Source organism: Orrella sp. JC864, from assembly GCF_037026685.1.
Classification (GTDB): Bacteria; Pseudomonadota; Gammaproteobacteria; order Burkholderiales; family Burkholderiaceae_B; genus Orrella.
Map to the genome: position 1 here is coordinate 116719 of NZ_JBANET010000010.1, position 22013 is coordinate 138731.

Below are 22013 nucleotides of genomic sequence, written 5' to 3' on the forward strand. Positions count from 1 at the left end.
ACCGCTACCGCGGTGATGGATGCACCTTGTTCGTTCCCCAGGAGGGCTTGCCCTCCCAGGGTGCGCGCCCTCCGATCTCACCGTCTGGAGGTTCGCCATGTCTTTCGTCGTCAATGACTCCTACCTGGAGTCGCTTTCCGCCATCGCTACCCAACACGAGGACTGGATCATCCAGCAAGCCATCGTGCTGCTGGAGAGACGGATCTTCAAAGCTGGACCGTGCCTCAGCCGACCGGCCGCTGTGCGGGACTACCTGCGTCTGAAACTGGTCGCTGAGCCCAATGAGATATTCGCCGCTGTGTTCCTGGACAGCATGCACCAGGTGCTGGCCTACGAGCCGTTGTTCAGGGGCACGATCAACTCGACATCGGTCTATCCGCGTGTCGTCGCGCAGCGTGTGCTGGAGTTGAATGCCGCCGCGGTGGTCTTCAGCCACCAGCACCCCTCGGGCATCTCCGAACCGTCGAGCGCGGATCGCATGCTGACCCAGCAACTGCAGGTCGCGCTGGCGCTCATCGATGTGCGGGTACTGGACCACATCATCGTCGGCCAGGGTGCCCCGTTCTCCTTTGCGGAGTCCGGCCTGCTGTAAAGGTTGCACTGCTTCGTTGATCAGCGCGGAGGCTTCGGCCTCCGCTTTTTCTTCGCAGCGACGCAAGCAGGTATGCGGGGTGGCCGCGATGCGCATTGTTTGTTGGGGCCGCGTGGGGTTCGGCGTTTGACTATGGCCCTGATCAACTTCCGGGGCGCATGACATGCCAGCAGCTTTTACCCGGTTCGCACCAGGCTGGCGAACCCTTGGCCTGGCCGTGGCGCTGCCGGCATCTCTGGCCGTGTTCAGCCCGGCCACCTTCGCCGCCGACGTGGTGGTCGTCACCGACAGCCGCCACCCGGTCAAGACCGCCGGCGGCGAGCGGCTGATCGAGTTGGACGAAGCGCCCCGGATCGAGGCCGAGCTTTCCGCGGATCTGCCGGCCGACCCCGAGCGGGCAGCAGCCATCGTCCGGCAACGACTGAACCAAGGCGGCACCGATCTTCAGCGCCGCATCGGCACCGCCTACCAGGGCGTCGCCGATGCATGGAGCCTGGGCGTCGCCGCCATCCCGGCCGTCGTGGTAGATCAACGCTATGTGGTCTATGGCGAGCCGGACGTGGCCCGGGCGGTGTCCCGCATCGAGCAGTACCGGAGGACGCAGCCGTGACCCATCGCCCATTCGACTTGCTGCGCCGCCTGCGCGTCGCCGTGGCCTCGCTGCTGTTGGTCAGCGCCACCGGCAGCTACGCCCTGAACACCGCCACCATCGTGTCCTCCGTCATGTCGCCGGACTGCCTGGAATACCGGGTGGTGGGCATCTGCTACTGGCTCTACTGCACCTGGACGGGCTGCACGGTGCGCACGTCCACCAAGGTCCGGCACTACGTGCCCGATGCGGTCGTCTCCAGCTACAGCAACACCGGGGAGAACCCCTGGGTCGAAGTGCAGGCGATGAGCACGCCCAACCCATCCGCACAGGCAGGTGGGGATGGGACCACGAACGAAGACCACGAAAACAACCTCGCCAAATTCAAGAACAGCGATGTCATCGGCCATCCTGGCGGCGAGGTATTCAACCAGTTCGCATCGTCGTCGGGCTATTTCTGCCAAGGCGCGGGCACGGCCTTCATGCCGTATCTACTCAGCACGCTGGACACGCTGGCTTGGCGCTACAACGTGCCTGAAATGGCCTACCCGGAGGCGTTGATTCCGGGCATGCGCGAGGTCGGTGCGCGCACCACGATGAATCTCTGGGGCAACGTCTATCCGCGCGGCGGCTTCCTGCACCAGACCGACGACCAAAAATCCGGGGCTGTGGTGGCCCAGCGCGCGGGCGATGTCGTCACGCGCCGCGGGCAGATCCACGTGTACCAGCCGCTGCTTGCCAACGCCCGCGACGGCTACTGGCCGGCCGGCGAGCTGATGGAGGGTGATGCCTCTACGGGCAAGTGGCAGGAGCTGACGCCGCGCCTGTCCAACACCTGCGTGGTGTTCCCGCACAGCGGCACGCTGACCCAGGCCCAGCAAGGCGACTACGCCTGGGCGCTGTGGCGTCCCTATGCGTGCTGCGAACGCCGCGGTCAGGTGTTCCTGGGCAGCGTCGATTTCCTCTGAGGTGCCACGATGAAGCGTCCTGAACCGATGAACCTTTCCGCCAAGGCGTGCCGCCTGCTGCGCCCGACGGCGCTGGCCGGCACGCTCGCTCTGGTCTGCGGCATGGCGTGGGCGCAGGTCGGATACCAGAACAGCGGCCCCGTCCTCGGCGATGACGTCATGTACTCGATCGGCGGTGGCAGTGCGGTGTCCATGGGCCGCGCGGCCGGCATGCGTTCCATCGGGGTCGGCGTGGGGTGGAACAGCAACCTGATCTGCGGCGACATGAGCATCCAGACCACGCTGCGCAATCAGCTTAACGGCATCACGAACGGCTTTCAGCAGATCATGAGCAACGTGATCCAGAGCGCGACCAGCGCGGTTGCATCGCTGCCGGCGCTGATCATTCAGCGCGCCGATCCGGGCCTGTACAACCTGCTGACTAACGGCGTGCTGCAGGCGCGGCTGGACTTCGACCGCTCCAAGCTGACGTGCCGCGCCATGGCGGAGAAGATGGCCGAGACGGCGGGTGGCCAGCTTGGCTGGAGCCAGATGGCCGAAGGCATGGCCCTGCGTGACGCGGTTGGCAGCAACGATGCCGTATCGGCCGTCGAGCAGGCCGAGACGCGCCGCGGCAACGACGGCGTGCCCTGGGTGGGCGGCAGCAATGCCGGTGGCGCGGGCCAGTCCGCCATCCGGGTGGTCGGCGACGTCACCCGCGCGGGCTACAACCTGGTCAACGGTCGCGGCGTGACGGACACCTCCTCCATCGCGTCCACCAGTTGCGCGAGCCTGTCCTGCCAGACCTGGACGTCGCCGCAGCAGGCGACCGAATGGGCCACGCGCGCCCTCGGAGAGCAGGTGCAGCGCACGTGCGACTCCTGCACTAAGACCGAGACGGTGCCCGGCGTCGGGCTGACGCCGCTGATCCAGGAGGAGTACGAAGCCAAGCTGGAGGTCTTGCAGGAGCTGGTTTCCGGCACGCGTAATACCACCTTCGAGAACTTGCGCGAGGCCGGCAGCACGTCGCTGCCGATCACCCGCGGCGTGATCGAGGCGCTGCGCGACGAGCCGGACCAGGACCTGCTGGCGCGGCGCCTCGCGTCCGAAGTGGCGCTGTCATCGGTGCTGGAGAAGGCGCTCCTGCTCCAACGCACGCTGCTCACGGGCAAGAAGGAGCCCAACGTCGCAGCCAACGAACTTGCGGTGCAGGCCGTGAACCATGAGAGCGACACGCTCGACCGGGAGATCCGCAACCTGAAGACGGAATTGGAGCTGCGGCGCGAACTGGCGAACAACTCGCCGATGGCCATCATCCAGCGCCACGGCACGCGGGCGGCCGGCTCGCGCGGCATCTACGAGGGCGATCCGGTACCCGACCGCCTTGACCAGTTGCAGAAGGGCAATCCCGGAGCCAGGCCATGAACGCGGAGCGCATGGCCTGGCGCCCCTTGCGCTGGCTCTTCAGCCGGCGCGCGGCGACGGCGCTGCTGTGGGCGGTGGTGCTCGTCGCCGCTGCGGTGGGTGCCAACATCGCCGGCATCTACCTGGTCGGCAGCGTGGCCGGATGGGAGCGGTGGCTCGCGGCCGCATCGGGCTACTTCTTCGTGTGGCGGCTGTGTCTGTACGGCGCCACGGTTTACGGGTGGCTCTGGATGCGCCGCCGGCTGCTGGCGCGCGAAGACCAGGACGGGGCAGATGGGCAGGCACGGCGCCGCCTGATGCGCAGCGAGATCGCGGGCGTCGTCGCCATCGTCGTGCTGGAAGCCAGCTTGTTGATGCAGGCCGCTTGAGGGGATCGAGGCCATGACGCTTTTCACGACCGACTACCTGGAGTACTACCTCACACTCGTTTCCTGGATCGTCAACAACGGCATCTGGGCGGCCCTCGTATCCAGCGGGGTATTCGCGCTGCCTTTCGTCGCCATCGTCGTGCAGGAGTGGTTGAAAGCTCGTGCTGAAGGCGCCGACGAGGGCAATAAAGGCGTGCTGAGCGCCGCCCGCATCGAGAACCGGGTCTTCGTCGCCATCGTGGTGGTGATGTTCGCCGGCATTCCGTTCATCGACGTGGACCTAAACACCATCCAGTACGACAGCTCGCGCTCGGCCCAGTGCCAGGTCAGCGTGGCGCAGCCCGCGGATACCGGCTGGTCGCAGTCCTTCAGCACCATCAACAACCAGTCGGCGAAGGTGCCGGTGTGGTGGGCGTTCATGCACGCGCTCTCGCGCGCCGTCACGGGCGCTTCGGTGGCGGCAATCCCGTGCGGCACGGACCTGCGGCAGATGCGCATGGAGATCGACGCCACGCGCATCGATGATCCGGTGCTGGCTCAGGAAGTAGCGGATTTCTCTCGGGATTGCTATGGGCCTGCACGGGCCAAATTGTTCATGCAGCGCCCTCAACTTGATGAGCAGCAGATGCACGACGTGACCTGGATCGGATCGCGGTTCTTCACCGACACGAACGGGTACTACGACACGTATCGCTCCAGCACGCCGCGCGATGACTGGCCCTATGACAGCAACCGCGACGCTGGGCTGGCCCAGGTATCCAGTGGCGGTGGCTACCCGACCTGCAGGCAATGGTGGGCTGATGGCAGCAATGGCCTGCGGGCACGGCTGCTGGGACAGGTGGACCCGAGCCTGCTCAATCGCCTGGCGGGCTGGGCTGGCTTCCTGAGCCGGGCCGAGGTGGACAATTCGGTGATCCGCGCGATCGCGTCACCGCGGCAGCAGAAGCTGAACCAAGGCAGCGTCTATACCGACTACGGCGGCCAGATCGACAAGACCTTGCCAAACATCGTGACGCGGGCTACGGGAGACGTTGGAATGGCAGTTGGCGCGATTGCCTCGTTTCCCGCGATGGACGTCGTGCGGCAGGCGCTGCCGATGGTGCTCGCCTTGCTCAAGATGGCATTGGTAATCTGCATCCCGCTCGTGCTGGTCGTGGGCACCTATGACTTGAAGACGGTCGTCACGGTCAGCGTCGTGCAGTTCGCGCTGTTCTTCACGGATTTCTGGTTTCAGCTTGCGCGCTGGATCGATTCGACGATCCTGGACGCACTTTATGGCTGGGGGTTCGGCTGGAACCGGCCGCACACCAACTTCGACCCGCTGGTGGGGCTGAACAACGCCTTCGGCGACATGCTCCTGATGTTCGTCACAGGCACGATGTTTCTGGTCCTGCCGACGTTTTGGGTCGCTGCTTTGGGGTGGGTCGGAGTTAAGGCTGGGGTGATTGCTCAGAACCTTGCTGTCGGCTCCAAGGAAGCGCGTGATAGCGCCGGGTCAGGTGTAAACAAGGTAGCCGGCAAGGTTCTGTGACAAACAGGCCAAACCTCAGTCATCGAACGGATCGTTCGGGTCGTGAGGGTCGAGCCGCTGGCCATTGGAAGAATACAGGCCAAAGCCCGCCTCGCCATTGCGCAATTCATCCTGTTGCGTCCAGCGGTCTTCATCTCTAGCCGAATTGCCAGCCATCCATACCGCCGCAACGCCCAGCAGTAGCAACACCGCCAGCCAGAAGGTGGTGTACAGCAGCACCCCGAGCGCAACCAGCTTGACCACCCACACGAGCGCGGTGGCACCGGCCGCCGCCCCCCCCTTTGACACCAACCAGCTCGATGCCCGGCGTTCGCCGCGCACGTAGGCACGCCATCCGCGACCCAAGGTGCGGCCGAGTCGTTCTGCGGTACGGATGCGTGTCGTGGTGTTCATGGTCGTCTCCTGCTATTGAGCGATGCCTATTCCAGTTTGCTCCAATCCTGCTTGCTTGCCTGTATCAGCGCATGCCAGTCGTCTGGTGGGTTCCCGCGCCCGAGCATCTTCTCGAACACGACATACGGGTCCGATTTGCTACCCGAAGACCGCAGGGTCTGTTCATCGTTGACCCAGGCGTACACGATGACCTTCGCCTTCGAGTCATACCGGAAGAACAGCCGGAACCGCCGTCCGATCTTGGCCCTTCGCCAGTGGCGGTGGGCAGGTCCCAAGGTGTTGCCCTGGCGGTACTCGTCGCGTGCCGGATCGCCTGGCACCACATCCAAGATCAACTGGCTCAAGGCCCGGAAGAGCTTGACGTTGGCATTGGACTCGAAGCCCGTCGGGTCGTTCTCCTGCGCGCGCCTCGCGGTCGCATGCAGTTTCTGCAACTGCTCGATCACGCAGTCGTGGAAGAGCAGCGTCCAGCCATGCCGTTGCATCAGAGTTCCACTTTCCCGTCGATCTCCTCGTCCAGGTCCAGACCGTGGCCAGCATGCTCCAGCATGGCGCGGGCCAGATCCTCGGGCAGGCCCTGGACGTTCCGGCCAGCTTCGATGTCGCGGGCCAGCAGGCTCAGGAATGCGCCGATGGCGGGGTCCTCATGCTCGGCATCGACGCGGGTGACGACGACTTCGCTGCCCCGCAGATCGAACGCGAGCTTGCCACCGGCATCGACGCCGAGCGCCTGCCGGATGGGCTTGGGCAGCGTGATCTGGCCTTTGGAGGTCAGCGTGGCAACTTCGTGGATGGCAGGCATGGCGGCTCTCCTGATTGCGATACCCGCATGGTAAGGAAATTTCCTTACTTTGTCAACGTGAAGCCTCACGGCGTTCTCCGAGTCCAAGAATCGGCCCATCGTAGGGCGTGAACAGCCAGCCTTCCTGCATCAATCCGGCCCTGCTGCAACCCGCATTGGCGGTGGACGGTCAGCACCCGTCGCCCTATACCCAAAGGCTGTAAAGGGTCGAAATGGCAAGGGAATGGGGTGCAAGGGGAAAGGCTCTATCCCGAAAAGGCAAAAAGGCCTCCCGCTCGGCCCGCGACAGGACACCCGCATGCTCTCTCTGTTCCAGCGAAAACGGCCCGCGGTTGCTGCTGCTCCGACGCCACCATCGGTCACCGACCTCCCGAAAGGGTTGATGCGGCCCGAGTCGGCCGCATCGCTGCTGGCCACCCCGCGCCGGCAGAAGCTGCTGGAGCACATCTGGCAGCGCACGTCGCTCTCACGTAAGCAGTTCGCCACCTTGTACCGGGCGCCACTGGAACGCTACGCCGAGCTGGTCCAGGCTTTCCCGGCTTCCGAGGCGCATCATCACGCTTACCCCGGCGGCATGCTGGACCATGGCCTGGAAATCGTCGCCTACAGTCTGAAGCTGCGGCAGTCCCATCTGCTTCCCATCGGCGCAAGCCCCGAGGACCAGGCTGCGCAGGCTGAGGCCTGGACTGCTGCAGTCGCCTATGCCGCGTTGTTGCACGACATCGGCAAGATCGCCGTCGATCTGCACGTCGAACTGGCCGATGGCTCGCTGTGGCACCCGTGGTACGGTCCGCTGCACCAGCCGTACCGCTTCCGCTACCGCGACGATCGCGAATACCACCTGCACAGCGCGGCGACGGGCTTGCTCTACCGCCAACTGTTGGACACCCAACTCCTGGACTGGCTCAGTGGCTATCCCGACCTGTGGGGACCGCTGCTCTACGTCCTGGCCGGCCAGTACGAGCACGCCGGTGTGCTGGGCGAACTGGTCGTGCAGGCCGACCGCGCTTCCGTGGCCCAGGAACTGGGCGGCGATCCGGCGCGCGCCATGGCCGCTCCCAAGCACGCGCTGCAACGCAAGCTGCTCGACGGGCTGCGCTACCTGCTCAAGGAACAGTTGAAGCTGAACCAGCCGGAAGCCTCCGATGGCTGGCTCACCGAGGACGCGCTGTGGCTGGTGAGCAAGACGGTATCGGACAAACTGCGTGCGCACCTGCTGTCCCAAGGCGTTGACGGCATTCCTGCGAACAACACCGCGGTGTTCAACGTCCTCCAGGATCACGGCATGTTGCAGCCGACGCCCGACGGCAAGGCGATCTGGCGCGCGACCGTGACCAGTTCCACCGGCTGGTGTCACTCGTTCACGCTGTTGCGCCTCGGGCCCGCGCTGATCTGGGAGCCAAGCGAGAGGCCGGCGCTGTTCGCCGGCACAGTGGCGATCGACGCGGCGGCCACGGACAAAGGGCCCGATGTGTCAGCCACTACTCCGCCGGCCGGAGCGCAGTCAGCCTCGGAGGGCCAAGAGGTTCCGCCATGGGAGGGAGGTAACCCCTCTCGTCCAGCGAAAGGTGAACCGCTGCCCGACGCCATGGAAGACATGCTTTCGATGGTGGGCATGGTGAATTCACCCGCAACCCGGCAGGACGCTGAAGCACCTTCGGAGCCGGTGTCTGCCGCGCGTACTGAAGCGACGACCTTGACCGCACCTCAGCGTTCGTCCCCAGCGCCCAAGCCCACGACAGCGCCATCCGGAGAGCACTTCATGGCGTGGCTGAAACAAGGCATCGCTTCCCGCCGGCTCATCATCAACGACGCGAAAGCGCTCGTGCATACCGCGAGCGGCACCGCCTACCTGGTCAGCCCCGGCGTATTCCAGCGCTATGCGCAGGAGCATCCGCAAGTCAGCGCGCTGGCCAAGCAGGAGAGCCAGCAAGACTGGCAGTGGATACAAAAGCGCTTCGAGAGGCTGCAGCTGCATCGCAAGCAACCGAACGGCCTGAACATCTGGACCTGTGAAGTAACCGGGCCTAGAAAATCCCGCCGTCTGCATGGATACCTTCTGGAAGATCCGAGCCTGCTTTTCTCGGAAACGCCTCCGAGCAATCCCTATCTATCCCTGTTGGGTGAGACCAGACACTGCGAACAGACTTCAGGAAAGCAAGGGGCGTCAACATGACCTCCTCAATTTCGCCGGGGCAGTCTATTGCCGCCAAAGCGCACCTTTATTCAGACAGAGCCAAAGGCCCGATGAGCGCAGCGATGATGGAACAAGGCAGCGCCTCTCCCGTCTCTGGGCTGCACTACGCCGGCAAGAAGCATAAGGTCATCGCTCCCGACCGGGAGATTGTCTTCGAGTTCTCGCAGGACTGTCTGGACTCGGGCCGATTCGCTCCTTGACACCACAAATACAGCTAACAGGAAAGAGCATTCATGAAGTCGATCAACGTTGAAGTCGGAGGGCTTGTATCGAGCCTGAGCGGTGAGGGAGTGCGCCGCAAGCTGCTGTATCTTCACGGCGTCCATAATGCGGATGCCAACTATGTTGCGGGAAGCGCAACGATTCATCTCGACGAGCGATGCCTCAGGGTCAAGGATCTGCGCCATTGCATCTCCGAATGCGGCTATCCGGCACCGAAGCTCACCCGGCCTACTGCCGCAGATGGGGCAGTGCCAAGTCAAATCTTGTGACAAGCTCGCTGGAGGTCACGGCAACAGAACCACCATGCGCCTCCGCAATCGATTTCACGATGGCAAGGCCAAGACCGGCGCCCGCCGTATTTCGTTGCCGTGCCGGATCAACTCGGTAGAAGCGATTGAAGAGCTTTGGTAGATCGGGCTCAGGAATTTTCTCACCGGGATTGACCACACTGATCGTTGTCCACTGCTCATCCTGCGAGAGCAAGACCGTGATGCTCTTCCCGCGAGGAGTGTGTCGAATTGCGTTCGAGAGAAGATTGTTCAGCGCCCGGGTGAGCATTTCCCGATCCGCCGCTATGCTGCCGATCGCCCCTTTAACGCCAAGCGTAATGCCGCTATCTTCTGCCAGCGCCTCGAAATAGTCGAACAGACTCCGCACCAATTCGGACAGATCAATTGTAGACAAGCGCAAGTTGCGGGGATCATTTTCCGTTTGGGCAAGAAACAGCATGTCTCCAATCATGCGTCCCATCCGATCAAACTCTTCCAAATTTGAATAGAGGATTTCTCTGTATTCCTCGTTGCTGCGCGGCTGGCCAAGCGCTACGTGAGTCTGCGTGACCAGGTTGGTGACGGGCGTGCGCAACTCGTGCGCTATGTCTGCGGAAAAGTGTGATAGCCGGGTGAAGCCTTCCTCGATTCTCGCCAACATATCGTTGAAGGCAAATACCAGTTCCGCCAGTTCGATCGGAACATCCCGAGGATCCAACCTCACATCCAGCTTTGAAGAGCGAATCGCCCGAATCTCTTCATTGACCTTGCGAATCGGCAGATGGCCCCACTGCACCGCCAGCCAAGCCACACCGAGCGCCAGACACATGACCAAGCCGGTTGCCCACCAAAGCATGCGCTTGAACTCCGCCAGGAAGTCGAGATGAAAGCCGATGTCCATGGCGGCGACGATGCGGTAGCCGGACGCCGCTGAATCGTCAGCAGGCAGTTGTACCACCACACCTCGATATGACCTCTGATCCTCGTGCCACACGATCAAATCGTCAGCGGTGATGCGGTTCACCAACTTTTTGTTACTGTCAAGTTTCGACAGGTCAGGACCGGGCGTGGCATAGATGCTATTGCCAGACCCATCGTAGACGCCGTACGTCATCCCATGATGTCCTGCGACTGCGTTGGCCAAGTGTTGCTTCAGTTCGTCGCTTGCGATGTCACTTGCAAGCTGGTGCAAGGGCTGAGCCAAAGCGGCTGTCACTGCCTCCAGTTCGTGGGCATCCTGTTGAGCAAAGTGGTGCTCCAACGACCGGAGAATGACCCAGTTGAACACAAGAAACACCAAGGTCGTGGCGATACCAACCAGGGCCGTGACCCTCAATGCAAGCGACGCTGGACGGCTTTGCCGCGGCTTATGGCGCAGGGGCATCATCGGGCGCATCGAGCGTGTATCCCATTCCACGCACGGTGTGGATGAGCTTCGGATTGAACGCATCGTCTATCTTCGCGCGTAGGCGGCGGATGGCTACATCGATGACGTTGCTGTCGCTGTCGAAATTCATGTCCCATACCTGCGACACGATCAGAGAACGTGGAAGGACTTCCCCCTGGCGACGGGCCAGGAGCTCAAGCAACGCGAACTCCTTGCTGGTGAGATTGATGCGTTGGCCAGCGCGCGTTGCACGTCGGCGCGCCAAGTCCAGTACCAAATCGGCAACCTGGATGCGATCAGGCTGGCTCGGAGCGCTTCCGCGTCGCAGCAGCGTCCGCACCCGCGCCAGCAACTCAGAGAAGGCGAATGGCTTGACGAGGTAGTCGTCCGCTCCCAGTTCCAATCCCTTGACACGGTCGTCCACACCGCCACGCGCCGTCAGAAAGAGTACAGGGACCTGTTTACCGGCATCTCGAAGGGCACGCACGATGCGCCAGCCATCGACATCCGGCAGCATGACATCCAAGACCACCAGATCGTATGTCTCGCCCATGGCCAGGTGGTGTCCGTCCAATCCGTTGCGCGCCAGATCCACTACGAATCCCGCCTCCATGAGACCTTGGCGGACGTAATCCGCCGTCTTGTTCTCGTCTTCAACGACCAGCAGTTTCATCGCATGTCCCATGAAATCGCTGCGGCGCAGAAAAATAGCCGCTCACGATGTACGCATTCATCCACTTCAATCAGCAATTTACTGGTTGCCAGCTTCCACGAACATGACACGAACATTACATGAATGTAATTCAAGGGTCATTCGGTGGAAAGTGCCCAACCCATAGCATGACCTGCATTGCGTCGAACTGTGCCGCTCAGGATGGGGTGGCGTTTAGAACGACTTCCGAGTCATCTATGGAGGATTTCAGGCCATGCCGCCTCGTTCACCCTTTTTTATCGTGCCCCCACAGGGCCTTTCTCGTCGGCGTTTCGTCCAAGGGTTAGCCGCCGGCGGCGTTCTCGCTGGGCTGTCCACGCCGGCGTTCAAGGCATTTGCCCAGCAAGGCTCCGCGACGCGCGGTGCCGCCCCTGTGCTAAAAGGCACCGAGTTCGACTTGGTGATCGCCGAATCGCCCGTGAACTTCACGGGCAAGCCAGGCGTGGCTACGACCATCAACGGCTCGCTGCCGGCACCGACATTGCGTTGGCGCGAGGGTGACACCGTCACAATCCGTGTGACCAACAAGCTGCGTGAAGCCACATCCATCCACTGGCACGGGATCATCCTGCCGTATCAGATGGATGGCGTGCCGGGCATTAGCTTCAAAGGCATCGCTCCCGGCGAGACCTTCACGTACCGCTTCAAGGTTCAGCAAAGCGGCTCCTACTGGTACCACTCGCACTCCGGCTTCCAGGAACTCACGGGCATGTACGGGGCGATCATCATCGACCCCGCTGGCGCCGAGACCATCCGCGCCGACCGTGACCACGTGCTGCTGTTCTCGGATTGGACCGACGAAGACCCGATGCGGGTGTTCACCAAGCTCAAGTCCCAAAGCGACTACTACAACTACAACCAACCTACCGTCTTCGACTTCTTCCGGGACGCCTCGCGCGACGGCATGGCCGCTGCGATCGACAAGCGCAAGATGTGGAACGAGATGCGGATGAATCCGACGGATCTCGCCGATCTGTCCGCCGCCACGCTGACCTATCTGGCCAACGGCGTCACCCCCGCCGGCAATTGGACGGCGTTGTTCCGACCGGGGGAGCGCGTGCGGCTGCGCATGGTCAACGGTGCGGGCAACACCTTCTACGACGTACGCATTCCCGGACTGAAACTCACGGTGGTGCACGTCGATGGTGTTGACGTGGAGCCGGTGACGGTCGATGAGTTCCGATTCGGTCCGGGCGAAACCGTCGATGTGATCGTCCAGCCACGGGATGACGCTTACACGATCTTCGCCCAGGCGATGGACCGGACAGGCTACGCGCGTGCCACGCTGGCCGTGCGTGAAGGTCTTCAAGCTCCCGTGCCTGCCCTCGATCCGGTCGAATGGCTGACCATGAACGACATGATGGGCGGCATGATGGGGGGCATGGACCATGGCGGGTCCGGCCAGGCCATGGAGATGACCGGGATGACGGGCATGACGGGCATGACCGGGATGACCGGGATGACCGGGATGACCGGGATGACCGGGATGACCGGGATGGGCTCGGGTTCGATGTCCGGGATGGATCATGGGGCGATGGCTGGCATGAACCACGGTGGCATGGCGATGGATCACAGCCAACACGCCGCGGCTGCGGGGGGACTGGCCGTGCCCAGCACTACTGCCCGCCACGCTCGCACCGAGTATGGTGCCAGCACGGACATGCGCGTTGACATGGCGCGCACCAACCTCGATGACCCCGGCATTGGACTGCGCAACAACGGTCGGCGCGTGTTGACCCTCGCGGATCTGCATACCCCGTCGGGGCCGCTGGACAAGAGAGGCCCTGGCCGGGAGGTCGAATTGCACCTCACGGGCAACATGGAACGCTACGCATGGTCCCTGGACGGGCTGGAGTTCGGAAAGTCCACGCCGGTGCACTTCAAACACGGCGAGCGGCTGCGGGTCATTCTGCACAACGACACCATGATGACCCATCCCATGCACCTGCACGGCATGTGGAGCGAGCTGGAAAGCCCCGACGGTCGCTTCCTTGCGCGCCGCCACACCCTGCCGGTGCAGCCGGCACAACGCATCAGCTTCCTGGTGACAGCCGACGCGCTCGGCCGCTGGGCGTGGCACTGCCACCTGATGTTCCACATGGATGCCGGCATGTTCCGCGAAGTCGTGGTGTCTTGAACCCAGCGCACAAGGAAGACCAAGAATGTCCAAAGCACTCCCCACTCGCGCACTGGCCACGACGCTACTGGCCCTGGTAAGCGTCGCCGCACAGGCACAAGCACAGAACGACCATGCTGCGCACGGCCAGGCCGACTCTCAAACGGCCGCGCCATCCACTCAGACCGTGGCTCCTGCCGCCGACCCGCACGCGGGTCACGCGGCGTCGGCGAGCGGCTCGACCGCGGCCCCGGCCATGGATCACGGCAACATGCAGATGCAGGGCGGGTCGGCGCCTCCTGACGCCCGCGATCCGCATGGCTACTCCAATGGCCTGACATTGGGATCGGGCGACTACGCCGTACCCGGTGTGCCGCGGCTGATGCTGGCCGACGAACACAGGTTCTTCTCGTTGCGCGGCGAAACCCTGGAACGCCGCTTCACGCGCAAAGGGGACGATTCCACGGCCTACGACCTCCAGGCGTGGTATGGGACGACCTACAACAAGGCCGTCGTGAAGGCCGAAGGCGATATCGCCAAAGGAAAGCTCGAAGAATCGCGTACCGAGCTTCTCTGGGGGCACGCCGTCGCACCGTACTGGGACACCCAGCTCGGCATTCGGGTGGATAACGGCGAAGGCCCGAGCCGTCAATGGTTGGCTTTCGGCATCCAGGGCCTCGCCCCCTACTGGTTCGAGCTGGAGGCGACGGGCTACGTGGGAAGTGGCGGACGTACGGCGCTGCGTGTCGAAGGCAGCTACGAGCTGCTGCTGACCCAGCGACTGATTCTGGAGCCTCGCGCCGAGTTGCAGTTCTATGGCAAGGACGACCCGGAACGCGGTATCGGCAAGGGCTTGGCCGAAGCGTCTGCTGGCTTGCGCCTGCGCTATGAATTCAGTCGCCAGTTCGCCCCCTATATCGGCGTGGAACGGGCGGGCAGCTTCGGACGCACCGCGGACTATGTGCGTGCCGAAGGCGGCCGCGCGCAGCAGACGCGCTGGGTGGCTGGCGTGCGATTCTGGTTCTAGAACCTAGCGGGTTTGATCATCTGATGAGAGGCAATCTATGAACATGCACTACGACAGAAGCCAGGGCAAAGTGCCGAGACGCCAGGCATTGATCGCTGGCTTGTTGGTGATGGCACTCGCAGGACCGAGCCTGGCGCAGAGCCGACCGATTGCCAAGGTCTGGAAGGACCCGAGCTGCGGATGCTGCAAGGACTGGGTCTCACACCTGCAAGGCGCAGGCTTCGATGTGCAGGTTCTTGACACCGGGAACACGGCAGCGCGCACGCGGCTGGGCATCCCGCAGAAGTACGGTTCGTGCCACACGGCGCAGATCGGCAGCTATGCCATCGAGGGTCATGTGCCTGCCTCGGACATTCAACGCTTGCTGCGCGAAGCCCCGCAGGCCATCGGCCTTGCGGCGCCCGGCATGCCGGTCGGTTCGCCCGGCATGGATGGTCCGGCCTATGGTGGACGCAAGGACGCCTACGACGTGCTGCTGATCGGGAAAAACGGTAGCAGCACGGTCTATCAGTCGCATCGCTGACCATCCATCAACCCTTCTCCGTGGAGATATGCCATGCAGCATCAGCACACACATACCCCCAGCGATCGTCCCCGGTTCTGGCGATCGCGCTACGGCGTGGCGTTCCTCATCATCGCCGCTGTCGCCGCGTATTTCCTGCTCAAGGAGCACACGGCACATGTTGCCGGCTATCTCCCCTTCCTGCTGCTGGCGGCTTGTCCGCTGATGCACCTGTTCATGCACCGTGGTCACGGCCACGGCGGACACGATCATGCCGCGCGTCAGGGTGAGGAAGGTGCCGCAGCCTCCAAGGAGCAGAAGCAATGAGTCGAGGCACTCGCACCGTGCGAGCACGCGACGCCGCGCTTGTCTCCTTGCGCGCGTGCGGCCTGCTGCGATCACCAGACACCAACGGTTAACGGCAGAGGGCACTTGTCACTATGAATTCACCCAGCAAGTCTTCAGGACATGAGCACGCAGGCATGGCGGCGGGTGCCACAACGTCCGGCACGCATACCCACCACCATCACGCCAGCCATGCTGGAAGTGACGATGCGGGCGGGCCCTCAAGCCACTCGCAGCCCGATGCCTCGACACGAGATCCGGTGTGTGGGATGGCGGTCACGGCGGCGTCGGAGCACCGCTCCACGCACTTGGGGAACACGTACCTGTTTTGCAGCACCGGATGCAAGGCCAAATTCGACGCCGATCCGGCGCGATATGCCAGCGGTGGCGCGGGCATAGACACAGGCAGCGGCCATGCACCGCATCACCATGCCAGCACCGCGATTTCACCGGCCCCGGCGGCATCGCCAACCGCACCCGGAACAATCTACACCTGCCCGATGCACCCGGAGATCCGCCAGGATCATCCGGGAATCTGCCCCAAGTGCGGGATGACGCTGGAGCCTCTGCTGCCCGACCTCGACGACGACAACCCGGAGTTGCGTGACTTCTCGCGTCGCTTCTGGTGGACCTTGCCGTTGACGCTCGTGGTCCTGGCGCTGGCGATGCTGGGCGAGCGGCTACACCTGATGGACATGGCTACACAGAGCTGGGTCGAGTTGGTGCTGTCGTTGCCGATCGTGCTGTGGGCCGGCTGGCCCTTCTTCTCCCGCGGCTGGCTGTCCGTGGTCAACCGCAGCCCGAACATGTGGACACTGATCGGCCTGGGAACGGGTGCGGCATTCATCTACAGCGTCGTGGCAACCGTTGCGCCGGAAGTGTTTCCAGCTTCCTTCATGTCCATGGGACGGGTCGGCGTGTATTTCGAGGCCGCCGCCGTCATCATCTCGCTGACACTGCTCGGCCAGGTGCTGGAACTCAAGGCGCGCTCCCAGACTTCGGCGGCCATCAAGTCGCTGCTGGGGCTGGCGCCCAAGACCGCGCGGCGCATCAATGCGGACGGCAGCGAGGAAGACGTGCCGCTCAGCCATGTGCACGTCGGCGATCTGCTGCGCATCCGACCCGGCGAGAAGGTCCCGGTGGATGGCATCGTGCACGAGGGCAGCAGCTCGATTGACGAATCCATGCTGACCGGCGAACCGCTGCCCGTAAGCAAGCGCGCGGGCGACAAGGTCATCGGGGCCACACTCAACACCAGCGGCGCGCTGGTCATGCGTTCGGAGCGGATCGGCTCGGACACCGTTCTGTCGCAGATCGTCCAGATGGTCGCCCAGGCGCAGCGTTCCAAGGCGCCGATGCAACGCATGGCCGATGTCGTTGCCGGCTACTTCGTGATGGCCGTCGTTGCCATTGCGGTCACGACGCTCTTTGTATGGGGATTCTTCGGGCCGCAGCCCACCTGGGTCTATGGACTCATCAATGCGGTGGCCGTTCTGATCATCGCCTGCCCGTGCGCGCTGGGTCTGGCCACGCCGATGTCGATCATGGTCGCAACGGGCCGTGGCGCCACGCAGGGCGTGCTATTCCGCGATGCCGCGGCGATCGAGAATCTTCGCAAGGTCGATACCCTCGTCATCGACAAGACAGGAACCCTGACCGAAGGCCGACCTGCTTTCGATCAGGTCGTCGCAGCACCCGGCTTTACGAACGATGAGGTGCTGCGTCTTGCGGCCAGCCTGGACCAGGGCAGTGAACACCCCCTGGCCGACGCCATCGTGCAGGCCGCGCGTGCCCAGGGCCTCCAACTCGTGAAGCCTCAGAGCTTTGAATCGGGAACCGGCATCGGCGTGCGCGGAAAGGTTGAGCACCGGCAACTCGCGTTGGGCAACACAGTGCTGATGGAACAGTCTGGCGTATCGGTGGAACCGCTCGTACCCCAGGCCGAAGCTCTGCGCGGCGAAGGGGCAAGCGTCATGTACTTGGCTGTGGACGGGCAGCTCGCGGGCTTGCTCGCCGTATCCGATCCGGTCAAGGGCAGCACCCTCGAGGCCCTGGCCGCGTTGAAGGCTGCGGGCCTGCGGGTCATCATGGCCACCGGGGACGGGCAGACCACCGCCAAAGCCGTCGGTGCACGCCTAGGCATCGACGAGGTGCATGGTGAGGTCAAGCCGGCGGACAAGCTCATGTTGATCGAGCGGCTGCAGAAAGAAGGACGCATCGTCGCCATGGCCGGAGACGGCATCAACGACGCGCCGGCCTTGGCGAAGGCAGACGTGGGCATCGCCATGGGAACGGGGACCGACGTGGCGATGAACAGCGCCCAGGTCACGCTGGTCAAGGGCGACCTGCGTGGCATCGCTGTCGCTCGCACGCTCTCGGTGAGTACCGTGCGCAACATGAAGCAGAACCTCATGTTCGCCTTCCTCTACAACGCGCTGGGCATCCCCATCGCCGCCGGGGTTCTCTATCCCCTCACGGGCTGGCTGCTGTCGCCGCTGATCGCAGCATTGGCGATGAGCCTGAGTTCGGCGTCGGTCGTTGGCAACGCCTTGCGCCTGAGAGCGAGCCGACTGTGACCGGATTTTCTTTCTGAACCTACAGAAGCCTGCTATCGCCCAGCGAACCGTTTCTTTCGTTCCACGCCGTTGCGAAGGTGCAAGCCTTATCTCGGCACTTCGTTCTTAAACCACTCCTCACACATCAAGGTAGAAATCTCTATGACCCGTTCACATTTCATCGCCAAGCTCGTCGCGCCGATCGCTGCTGGTCTGTTCGCCACCGCCGCATTCGCGCATCCTTCGCTGGTGTCTTCAACGCCAGCCGACAAGTCGCAGGTTTCCGCGCCAGCCACCATCGAGCTGAAGTTCTCCGAAACGCTGGTGCCGCAGTTCTCCGCCGCGAGCCTTGTCATGACTGGCATGCCGGGAATGGCGAGCCATGGCCCGATGAAGATCAACGCCAGCGTCGCGGGTGCCGGCGACGGCAAGACCATGGTCATCACGCCAGCACAGGCGCTCCAGCCCGGCGACTATCGCGTCGAATGGCGTGCCGTCTCCTCGGACACGCATCCGATCACGGGTAACGTCACCTTCAAGGTGAAGTAAGCCCATGGCCGGGGATTGGTTGACCATCGTCCTGCGCCTGGCGCTTTATCTGGACCTGGCGGCGGCGTTTGGCGTCGCCATGTTCGGACTCTATGCTTTGGGCAACGACGAGCGATCCTCGACGATCTCGCGCCGCTATCGCGTCCTCATTGGCGCATCCGCTGCCATCGGCATTGCCCTGTCGATGTGGGGCATGACGGTCATGGCCAAGGCCATGTCCGGCGCCCAAAGCTACGCGGAGCTGTCAACGCACGTTTTCGACATGCTCATTACGGGCACGCACATGGGCATCGCCTGGTGCATTCGCATCCTCGCGCTGTTGGTGTGTGTGCTCGTCGCAATGTTGAAATTGAACGCTACCTTGCGATTTGCAGTGATGGCGCTCTCCACCGGCGTGGCGCTGGCGACCCTTGCGTGGGCAGGCCACGGCGCCATGGACGACGGCGTTCGCGGCTACATCCATCTTGCGTCGGATATCACCCACCTCTGGGCAGCGGGCGCTTGGGTGGGCGCATTGTTGGCGTTCTTGATGCTGGCATCCCACAAGCGGGATGTCGCGCAAGACCCGGTAGCGGTCCTCAGTCGGACGTCGAATGGCTTTGCTCGCATAGGTACAGCGATCGTGGCTGCACTCGTCGTGAGTGGAACTCTCAATTACCTGTTGATCGCCGGACCATCGTTTGATCCGCTCATCTCGACGCTGTATGGCCGGCTGCTGATGGTAAAGCTCCTGCTTTTCGCAGGCATGCTGGCGTTGGCTGCTGCCAATCGGTATCGGTTGAGCCCGAGCCTGGAGGCAGCTTTGAAGGCAGGCAATCGCGCACAGGCAGTCATCCAAGCTTAGGCAGAGTCTGTTCACGGAGGCAACCTTGGCCGTTTTGGTTCTGGCGAGCGTTGCATGGCTTGGCATCTTGTCTCCCACTGGAACCTAATCCTTCATGGGCGGCAGATGACAGCGCATGAATTGAATGTAATGCACGGGTAAGCCCTCTGTAGACCGCCTGCTTCTACATTTAACGACGCGGCGCAAGTTGTCGTCGTTTTTACAAAGGAGTCGATCATGAAATCGCAAATTGTCATTGCCGCCCTGTTGAGCGCTCTCTCCGTGCCAGCCTTCGCCGGTCATGCAGCAGCCCAAGCAGCCAAGGAGATGGTTCCCTTGGCTGACGGGGGAACGCTGTACATCTTCAAGGACGGAAAGATGGCACAGGAAAGCCGCTTCGGGCGCGCCGTCTATCTCAATGTCGGGGCTTCGGTGTCGACGAAGGATGGGCGCAACATCGCGATCACCAGCAATGAAGTCGCTCGCCTCGGCTCGCTGCTACAAAAAGAGCACGGCGGATGACGCCGCGGGTGTGCGGTGCTTTTCAAAGCTTCTGCACAGTGTGACAGAGACGCGCGCCCCGATTGGGCGCGCGCGATTGGGACGCGTCACGAGCAACCACGAGCGCTCAAGATGCCAGTTTTTGCGATGTCAAGCGCATCAACTTCCCTGGAATGGATCCAGCCTCCACATCCACCGTGATTCGTCCACGGGACATCTTGCGCGAATGAGAACCTGCGAGGAGCCCGATTTATGGAGTTGCGTCATCTACGATGCTTTGTCGTCTTGGCAGAGGAGTTGCATTTCACGCGGGCGGCCGAGAGGCTGCATATAGAGCAACCCCCCTTGTCTCGCGCGATCAAGGAATTGGAAGATGAGCTTGGGGTCACGCTGTTTGACCGCGACCGCAGGGGTACACGGCTGACCGTGGCGGGGGCGGCATTCTTGCAGGACACCCGCCGACTCTTCACTGTCCTGGAGCAAGCGCGTGAGAATGCCAGAGCCATTGCCGCGGGCCTGAGGGGCAGCCTGCGCATTGCAATTTCCGATGGTGCGATGGACCCACGACTATCGGCGTTCCTAGCTCGTTGCCGCGCGGAAGAGCCCGAGGTCGAGATACGTCTCTCCGAGGTACCGCTGACCGAGCAGATACGGGGCCTACGGTCTGGCGACTTCACGATCGGATTTGCACACGCGGCGGATGTTGGCGAAGGCATCGTGGCTGAACCGATCTGGCGAGACCCGATTGTGATCGCCGTGCCAGCGCGGCACTCGCTTCTTGCGCACAAGCAAGTTCCGCTCAACGAACTTCAGGGTCACCCACTGGTTCTGTGCGACAAACTGGCCTGCGAAGGCTACTGCCGAGAACTAAATCGGCTGCTACAGGTTCTGGAACACAGGCTCAACGTTGTCGAAGAAGTGTCGTCGCTGGACATGATGCTAACGCTGGTCGGCGCAGGCTATGGGATTGGTTTCATGACAGCGACCAAGATTCCCATCAGCCAGAGGCCGGACGTGGTGATTCGCCCTCTGGCGCAGGACACGGCGGTAATCACAACCTATCTGCTTCGGCCAGAAAGCAGCAACTCATCGGTTTCGCTGGATCGCTTCATGGAACGTCTGTGAGGACCTCCGGATGACTAAAGCGTCAATGCCCATCTGAATCGTGCGCCGCAGCACGAAGATTGCGTTCGGCTGCGCTGACGAGTTCCGCAGCACTAAGCTTGAGTCCGGCGGCGATTCTTAAGATCAGAGCGAGAGTGGGCATGTGCTCCCCACGCTCTATTTTGCCCATGTGCGATCGCTCGATCCCTGCTTTCGCAGCCAGTTCTTCCTGAGCAATACCTTGCGTCAGGCGGGCGACACGAACGGCCGCTCCGAATGCCAACGCTGGCTCGGCGTCGAAAGTGGTAGTGCCTGGGGGACGGCCTCGTCGGACAGTTCGCTTCTCCATCCTTGGAAGCGTCGAACAGTCCCGACAATTTAACCACGTTAAGTTTAACTCAAACTAGCTATCATGAAGACTTTCCATCCTTGTCTTATCGCTTCTTGGGGCCTCTCATGCACGACGCCACCAGCCCACGCCCACAGCTCAGGCTCGCCATAGCGCCTGGTGTGGCCTCTTCGAACCTAGCTGCATTGCTTGCCCTGCAGCGCGCGGAGGAGCCCGAAGTTTTTATGGAATTTAATGAGGTTACGACGAGCGATCTCATTACAGGCCTCTACAAACGGCGCTTCGACGTCGGCCTTTCTCTGAAGCAGGTGAGCGATTCTTCGCTGAAGAGTCTTTCTCTTTGGTTTGAGGCGACAGCTCTTGCCACGCCGCTGCGATACCCACTGCTCCGGCAGCAGTCAATCAGAATAGATGAACTTAAGGAGCACTCCGTGTTTCGATGGAAGGCCGAATATTCTCCTTCGCTGGACCAGTACCTGTCCTCCATGTCATCAACGGAAAGGCCAAATGTCCAGCATGTCAGTTCTTTTGAGATGTTGTTGCTCTGGGTCGCAGCTGGATATGGCGTAGGGATTTCTTCGCGATCACGCATTGAAACCGCTAGCCAGTGCGGAATCTGCACGCGTCCAATAGCCGATGGCCCCTACGAGGTCATTACGCACCTGCAGCGACTCTCGGGACAGACGAATCTTGTAGCTGATCGATTTG

Annotated in this window: 24 protein-coding genes and 1 pseudogene; 19 read left to right on the forward strand and 6 right to left on the reverse strand. The window is 62.6% G+C overall.

The window, feature by feature from the left end; all coding sequences use genetic code 11:
* Positions 1-97: 97 nt before the first annotated feature.
* The 6 genes from V8Z80_RS11435 (at position 98) to V8Z80_RS11460 (ending at position 5452) form a co-directional block, all read left to right on the forward strand.
* Entirely contained in the window at positions 98-592 is a 495-nt protein-coding gene (locus V8Z80_RS11435; RefSeq protein ID WP_003116804.1) for a JAB domain-containing protein, read from the forward strand.
* Positions 593-755: 163 nt separating this feature from the next.
* Positions 756-1202 carry a TIGR03757 family integrating conjugative element protein gene (locus tag V8Z80_RS11440; RefSeq protein WP_003116803.1) on the forward strand — a complete coding sequence of 149 codons (447 nt, stop codon included), beginning with the start codon at positions 756-758 and terminating at the stop codon, positions 1200-1202.
* 83 nt (positions 1203-1285) lie between these two features.
* A complete protein-coding gene (locus tag V8Z80_RS11445; protein ID WP_425439547.1) occupies positions 1286-2149 on the forward strand; it encodes a TIGR03756 family integrating conjugative element protein in 864 nt (287 codons plus the stop codon).
* Between the two features lie 9 nt (positions 2150-2158).
* Complete coding sequence (locus V8Z80_RS11450) at positions 2159-3553, forward strand: integrating conjugative element protein (RefSeq protein ID WP_013391809.1); 1395 nt, start codon at positions 2159-2161, stop codon at positions 3551-3553.
* Positions 3550-3921, forward strand: coding sequence for a hypothetical protein (locus V8Z80_RS11455; RefSeq protein ID WP_013391810.1), 372 nt, complete (start codon positions 3550-3552; stop codon positions 3919-3921). The genes V8Z80_RS11450 and V8Z80_RS11455 overlap by 4 nt, the downstream gene beginning before the upstream one ends.
* 13 nt (positions 3922-3934) lie before the next feature.
* Positions 3935-5452 (forward strand): conjugal transfer protein TraG N-terminal domain-containing protein, encoded by a 1518-nt coding sequence (locus V8Z80_RS11460; protein ID WP_013391811.1) that lies wholly within the window; start codon positions 3935-3937, stop codon positions 5450-5452.
* A gap of 15 nt (positions 5453-5467) precedes the next feature.
* On the opposite strand, the gene V8Z80_RS11465 is transcribed toward V8Z80_RS11460, so the two are convergent.
* The 3 genes from V8Z80_RS11465 to V8Z80_RS11475 are packed head-to-tail and all read right to left on the reverse strand — an operon-like array spanning position 5468 to position 6647.
* The gene (locus V8Z80_RS11465; protein WP_013391812.1) at positions 5468-5845 is read right to left on the reverse strand and encodes a DUF3742 family protein; all 378 of its coding nucleotides are present in this window, start codon (positions 5843-5845) and stop codon (positions 5468-5470) included.
* 26 nt (positions 5846-5871) lie between these two features.
* Positions 5872-6330 (reverse strand): type II toxin-antitoxin system YhaV family toxin, encoded by a 459-nt coding sequence (locus V8Z80_RS11470; protein WP_013391813.1) that lies wholly within the window; start codon positions 6328-6330, stop codon positions 5872-5874.
* Positions 6330-6647 carry a type II toxin-antitoxin system PrlF family antitoxin gene (locus tag V8Z80_RS11475; RefSeq protein ID WP_013391814.1) on the reverse strand — a complete coding sequence of 106 codons (318 nt, stop codon included), beginning with the start codon at positions 6645-6647 and terminating at the stop codon, positions 6330-6332. Before V8Z80_RS11475 ends, V8Z80_RS11470 begins: the two co-directional genes overlap by 1 nt.
* Before the next feature lie 298 nt (positions 6648-6945).
* On the opposite strand from V8Z80_RS11475, the gene mobH reads away from it, so the two are divergent.
* From mobH to V8Z80_RS11490, 3 genes are read left to right on the forward strand one after another with little or no spacing between them, the layout of a single operon-like run.
* Positions 6946-8823 carry a MobH family relaxase gene (mobH, locus tag V8Z80_RS11480; protein WP_016445100.1) on the forward strand — a complete coding sequence of 626 codons (1878 nt, stop codon included), beginning with the start codon at positions 6946-6948 and terminating at the stop codon, positions 8821-8823.
* Positions 8820-9044 carry a hypothetical protein gene (locus tag V8Z80_RS11485; RefSeq protein ID WP_034012201.1) on the forward strand — a complete coding sequence of 75 codons (225 nt, stop codon included), beginning with the start codon at positions 8820-8822 and terminating at the stop codon, positions 9042-9044. Before mobH ends, V8Z80_RS11485 begins: the two co-directional genes overlap by 4 nt.
* A 33-nt stretch (positions 9045-9077) precedes the next feature.
* The gene (locus V8Z80_RS11490; protein WP_336062060.1) at positions 9078-9335 is read left to right on the forward strand and encodes a heavy-metal-associated domain-containing protein; all 258 of its coding nucleotides are present in this window, start codon (positions 9078-9080) and stop codon (positions 9333-9335) included.
* Here V8Z80_RS11490 and V8Z80_RS11495 read toward each other — a convergent pair.
* Both V8Z80_RS11495 and V8Z80_RS11500 read right to left on the reverse strand, forming a co-directional pair.
* Positions 9295-10719, reverse strand: a complete 1425-nt coding sequence (locus tag V8Z80_RS11495) for a heavy metal sensor histidine kinase (RefSeq protein ID WP_425460455.1) — start codon at positions 10717-10719, stop codon at positions 9295-9297. The two genes, V8Z80_RS11490 and V8Z80_RS11495, sit on opposite strands and share 41 nt — an antisense overlap.
* Positions 10703-11395: a heavy metal response regulator transcription factor gene (locus tag V8Z80_RS11500; protein WP_073651962.1), complete on the reverse strand. Its 693-nt coding sequence runs from the start codon at positions 11393-11395 to the stop codon at positions 10703-10705. Before V8Z80_RS11500 ends, V8Z80_RS11495 begins: the two co-directional genes overlap by 17 nt.
* Before the next feature lie 253 nt (positions 11396-11648).
* Here V8Z80_RS11500 and V8Z80_RS11505 point away from each other — a divergent pair, with 253 nt between their 5' ends.
* From V8Z80_RS11505 to V8Z80_RS11545, 9 genes and pseudogenes are all read left to right on the forward strand, one after another.
* Positions 11649-13571 carry a copper resistance system multicopper oxidase gene (locus tag V8Z80_RS11505; RefSeq protein WP_016445098.1) on the forward strand — a complete coding sequence of 641 codons (1923 nt, stop codon included), beginning with the start codon at positions 11649-11651 and terminating at the stop codon, positions 13569-13571.
* Between the two features lie 25 nt (positions 13572-13596).
* Positions 13597-14577, forward strand: a complete 981-nt coding sequence (locus V8Z80_RS11510) for a copper resistance protein B (protein WP_013391821.1) — start codon at positions 13597-13599, stop codon at positions 14575-14577.
* A gap of 37 nt (positions 14578-14614) precedes the next feature.
* Positions 14615-15100: a DUF411 domain-containing protein gene (locus tag V8Z80_RS11515; RefSeq protein ID WP_013391822.1), complete on the forward strand. Its 486-nt coding sequence runs from the start codon at positions 14615-14617 to the stop codon at positions 15098-15100.
* Positions 15101-15133: 33 nt separating this feature from the next.
* Positions 15134-15406 (forward strand): DUF2933 domain-containing protein, encoded by a 273-nt coding sequence (locus V8Z80_RS11520; RefSeq protein ID WP_013391823.1) that lies wholly within the window; start codon positions 15134-15136, stop codon positions 15404-15406.
* Between the two features lie 155 nt (positions 15407-15561).
* The gene (locus V8Z80_RS11525; protein WP_442951967.1) at positions 15562-18000 is read left to right on the forward strand and encodes a heavy metal translocating P-type ATPase; all 2439 of its coding nucleotides are present in this window, start codon (positions 15562-15564) and stop codon (positions 17998-18000) included.
* A 141-nt stretch (positions 18001-18141) separates the two neighbouring features.
* Positions 18142-18528 carry a copper homeostasis periplasmic binding protein CopC gene (copC, locus tag V8Z80_RS11530; RefSeq protein WP_008063308.1) on the forward strand — a complete coding sequence of 129 codons (387 nt, stop codon included), beginning with the start codon at positions 18142-18144 and terminating at the stop codon, positions 18526-18528.
* A 4-nt stretch (positions 18529-18532) separates the two neighbouring features.
* Positions 18533-19460: pseudogene (gene copD / locus V8Z80_RS11535) on the forward strand (copper homeostasis membrane protein CopD).
* Between the two features lie 128 nt (positions 19461-19588).
* Positions 19589-19873, forward strand: a complete 285-nt coding sequence (locus V8Z80_RS11540; RefSeq protein WP_003090336.1) for a CopK family periplasmic copper-binding protein — start codon at positions 19589-19591, stop codon at positions 19871-19873.
* Positions 19874-20104: 231 nt separating this feature from the next.
* Positions 20105-20977, forward strand: a complete 873-nt coding sequence (locus V8Z80_RS11545) for a LysR family transcriptional regulator (protein WP_336062062.1) — start codon at positions 20105-20107, stop codon at positions 20975-20977.
* 22 nt (positions 20978-20999) lie between these two features.
* Here the strand turns inward: V8Z80_RS11545 and V8Z80_RS11550 are convergent, their stop codons facing one another.
* A complete protein-coding gene (locus tag V8Z80_RS11550; protein WP_013391827.1) occupies positions 21000-21305 on the reverse strand; it encodes a helix-turn-helix domain-containing protein in 306 nt (101 codons plus the stop codon).
* Positions 21306-21412: 107 nt separating this feature from the next.
* Between V8Z80_RS11550 and V8Z80_RS11555 the strand changes: the two genes are divergently transcribed.
* The coding region (locus V8Z80_RS11555) for a LysR substrate-binding domain-containing protein (RefSeq protein ID WP_336062063.1) at positions 21413-22013 on the forward strand (601 nt) is incomplete at its 3' end.

What these genes read in the sequence shown, in the direction of transcription:
- V8Z80_RS11435 (WP_003116804.1), top strand. Translation starts at nt 98, where the DNA reads ATGTCTTTCGTCGTCAATGACTCCTACCTGGAGTCGCTTTCCGCCATC.
- V8Z80_RS11440 (WP_003116803.1), top strand. Translation starts at nt 756, where the DNA reads ATGCCAGCAGCTTTTACCCGGTTCGCACCAGGCTGGCGAACCCTTGGC.
- V8Z80_RS11450 (WP_013391809.1), top strand. Translation starts at nt 2,159, where the DNA reads ATGAAGCGTCCTGAACCGATGAACCTTTCCGCCAAGGCGTGCCGCCTG.
- V8Z80_RS11455 (WP_013391810.1), top strand. Translation starts at nt 3,550, where the DNA reads ATGAACGCGGAGCGCATGGCCTGGCGCCCCTTGCGCTGGCTCTTCAGC.
- V8Z80_RS11460 (WP_013391811.1), top strand. Translation starts at nt 3,935, where the DNA reads ATGACGCTTTTCACGACCGACTACCTGGAGTACTACCTCACACTCGTT.
- V8Z80_RS11465 (WP_013391812.1), bottom strand. Translation starts at nt 5,845, where the DNA reads ATGAACACCACGACACGCATCCGTACCGCAGAACGACTCGGCCGCACC.
- V8Z80_RS11470 (WP_013391813.1), bottom strand. Translation starts at nt 6,330, where the DNA reads ATGCAACGGCATGGCTGGACGCTGCTCTTCCACGACTGCGTGATCGAG.
- V8Z80_RS11475 (WP_013391814.1), bottom strand. Translation starts at nt 6,647, where the DNA reads ATGCCTGCCATCCACGAAGTTGCCACGCTGACCTCCAAAGGCCAGATC.
- mobH (WP_016445100.1), top strand. Translation starts at nt 6,946, where the DNA reads ATGCTCTCTCTGTTCCAGCGAAAACGGCCCGCGGTTGCTGCTGCTCCG.
- V8Z80_RS11485 (WP_034012201.1), top strand. Translation starts at nt 8,820, where the DNA reads ATGACCTCCTCAATTTCGCCGGGGCAGTCTATTGCCGCCAAAGCGCAC.
- V8Z80_RS11490 (WP_336062060.1), top strand. Translation starts at nt 9,078, where the DNA reads ATGAAGTCGATCAACGTTGAAGTCGGAGGGCTTGTATCGAGCCTGAGC.
- V8Z80_RS11495 (WP_425460455.1), bottom strand. Translation starts at nt 10,719, where the DNA reads ATGCCCCTGCGCCATAAGCCGCGGCAAAGCCGTCCAGCGTCGCTTGCA.
- V8Z80_RS11500 (WP_073651962.1), bottom strand. Translation starts at nt 11,395, where the DNA reads ATGAAACTGCTGGTCGTTGAAGACGAGAACAAGACGGCGGATTACGTC.
- V8Z80_RS11505 (WP_016445098.1), top strand. Translation starts at nt 11,649, where the DNA reads ATGCCGCCTCGTTCACCCTTTTTTATCGTGCCCCCACAGGGCCTTTCT.
- V8Z80_RS11510 (WP_013391821.1), top strand. Translation starts at nt 13,597, where the DNA reads ATGTCCAAAGCACTCCCCACTCGCGCACTGGCCACGACGCTACTGGCC.
- V8Z80_RS11515 (WP_013391822.1), top strand. Translation starts at nt 14,615, where the DNA reads ATGAACATGCACTACGACAGAAGCCAGGGCAAAGTGCCGAGACGCCAG.
- V8Z80_RS11520 (WP_013391823.1), top strand. Translation starts at nt 15,134, where the DNA reads ATGCAGCATCAGCACACACATACCCCCAGCGATCGTCCCCGGTTCTGG.
- V8Z80_RS11525 (WP_442951967.1), top strand. Translation starts at nt 15,562, where the DNA reads ATGGCGGCGGGTGCCACAACGTCCGGCACGCATACCCACCACCATCAC.
- copC (WP_008063308.1), top strand. Translation starts at nt 18,142, where the DNA reads ATGACCCGTTCACATTTCATCGCCAAGCTCGTCGCGCCGATCGCTGCT.
- V8Z80_RS11540 (WP_003090336.1), top strand. Translation starts at nt 19,589, where the DNA reads ATGAAATCGCAAATTGTCATTGCCGCCCTGTTGAGCGCTCTCTCCGTG.
- V8Z80_RS11545 (WP_336062062.1), top strand. Translation starts at nt 20,105, where the DNA reads ATGGAGTTGCGTCATCTACGATGCTTTGTCGTCTTGGCAGAGGAGTTG.
- V8Z80_RS11550 (WP_013391827.1), bottom strand. Translation starts at nt 21,305, where the DNA reads ATGGAGAAGCGAACTGTCCGACGAGGCCGTCCCCCAGGCACTACCACT.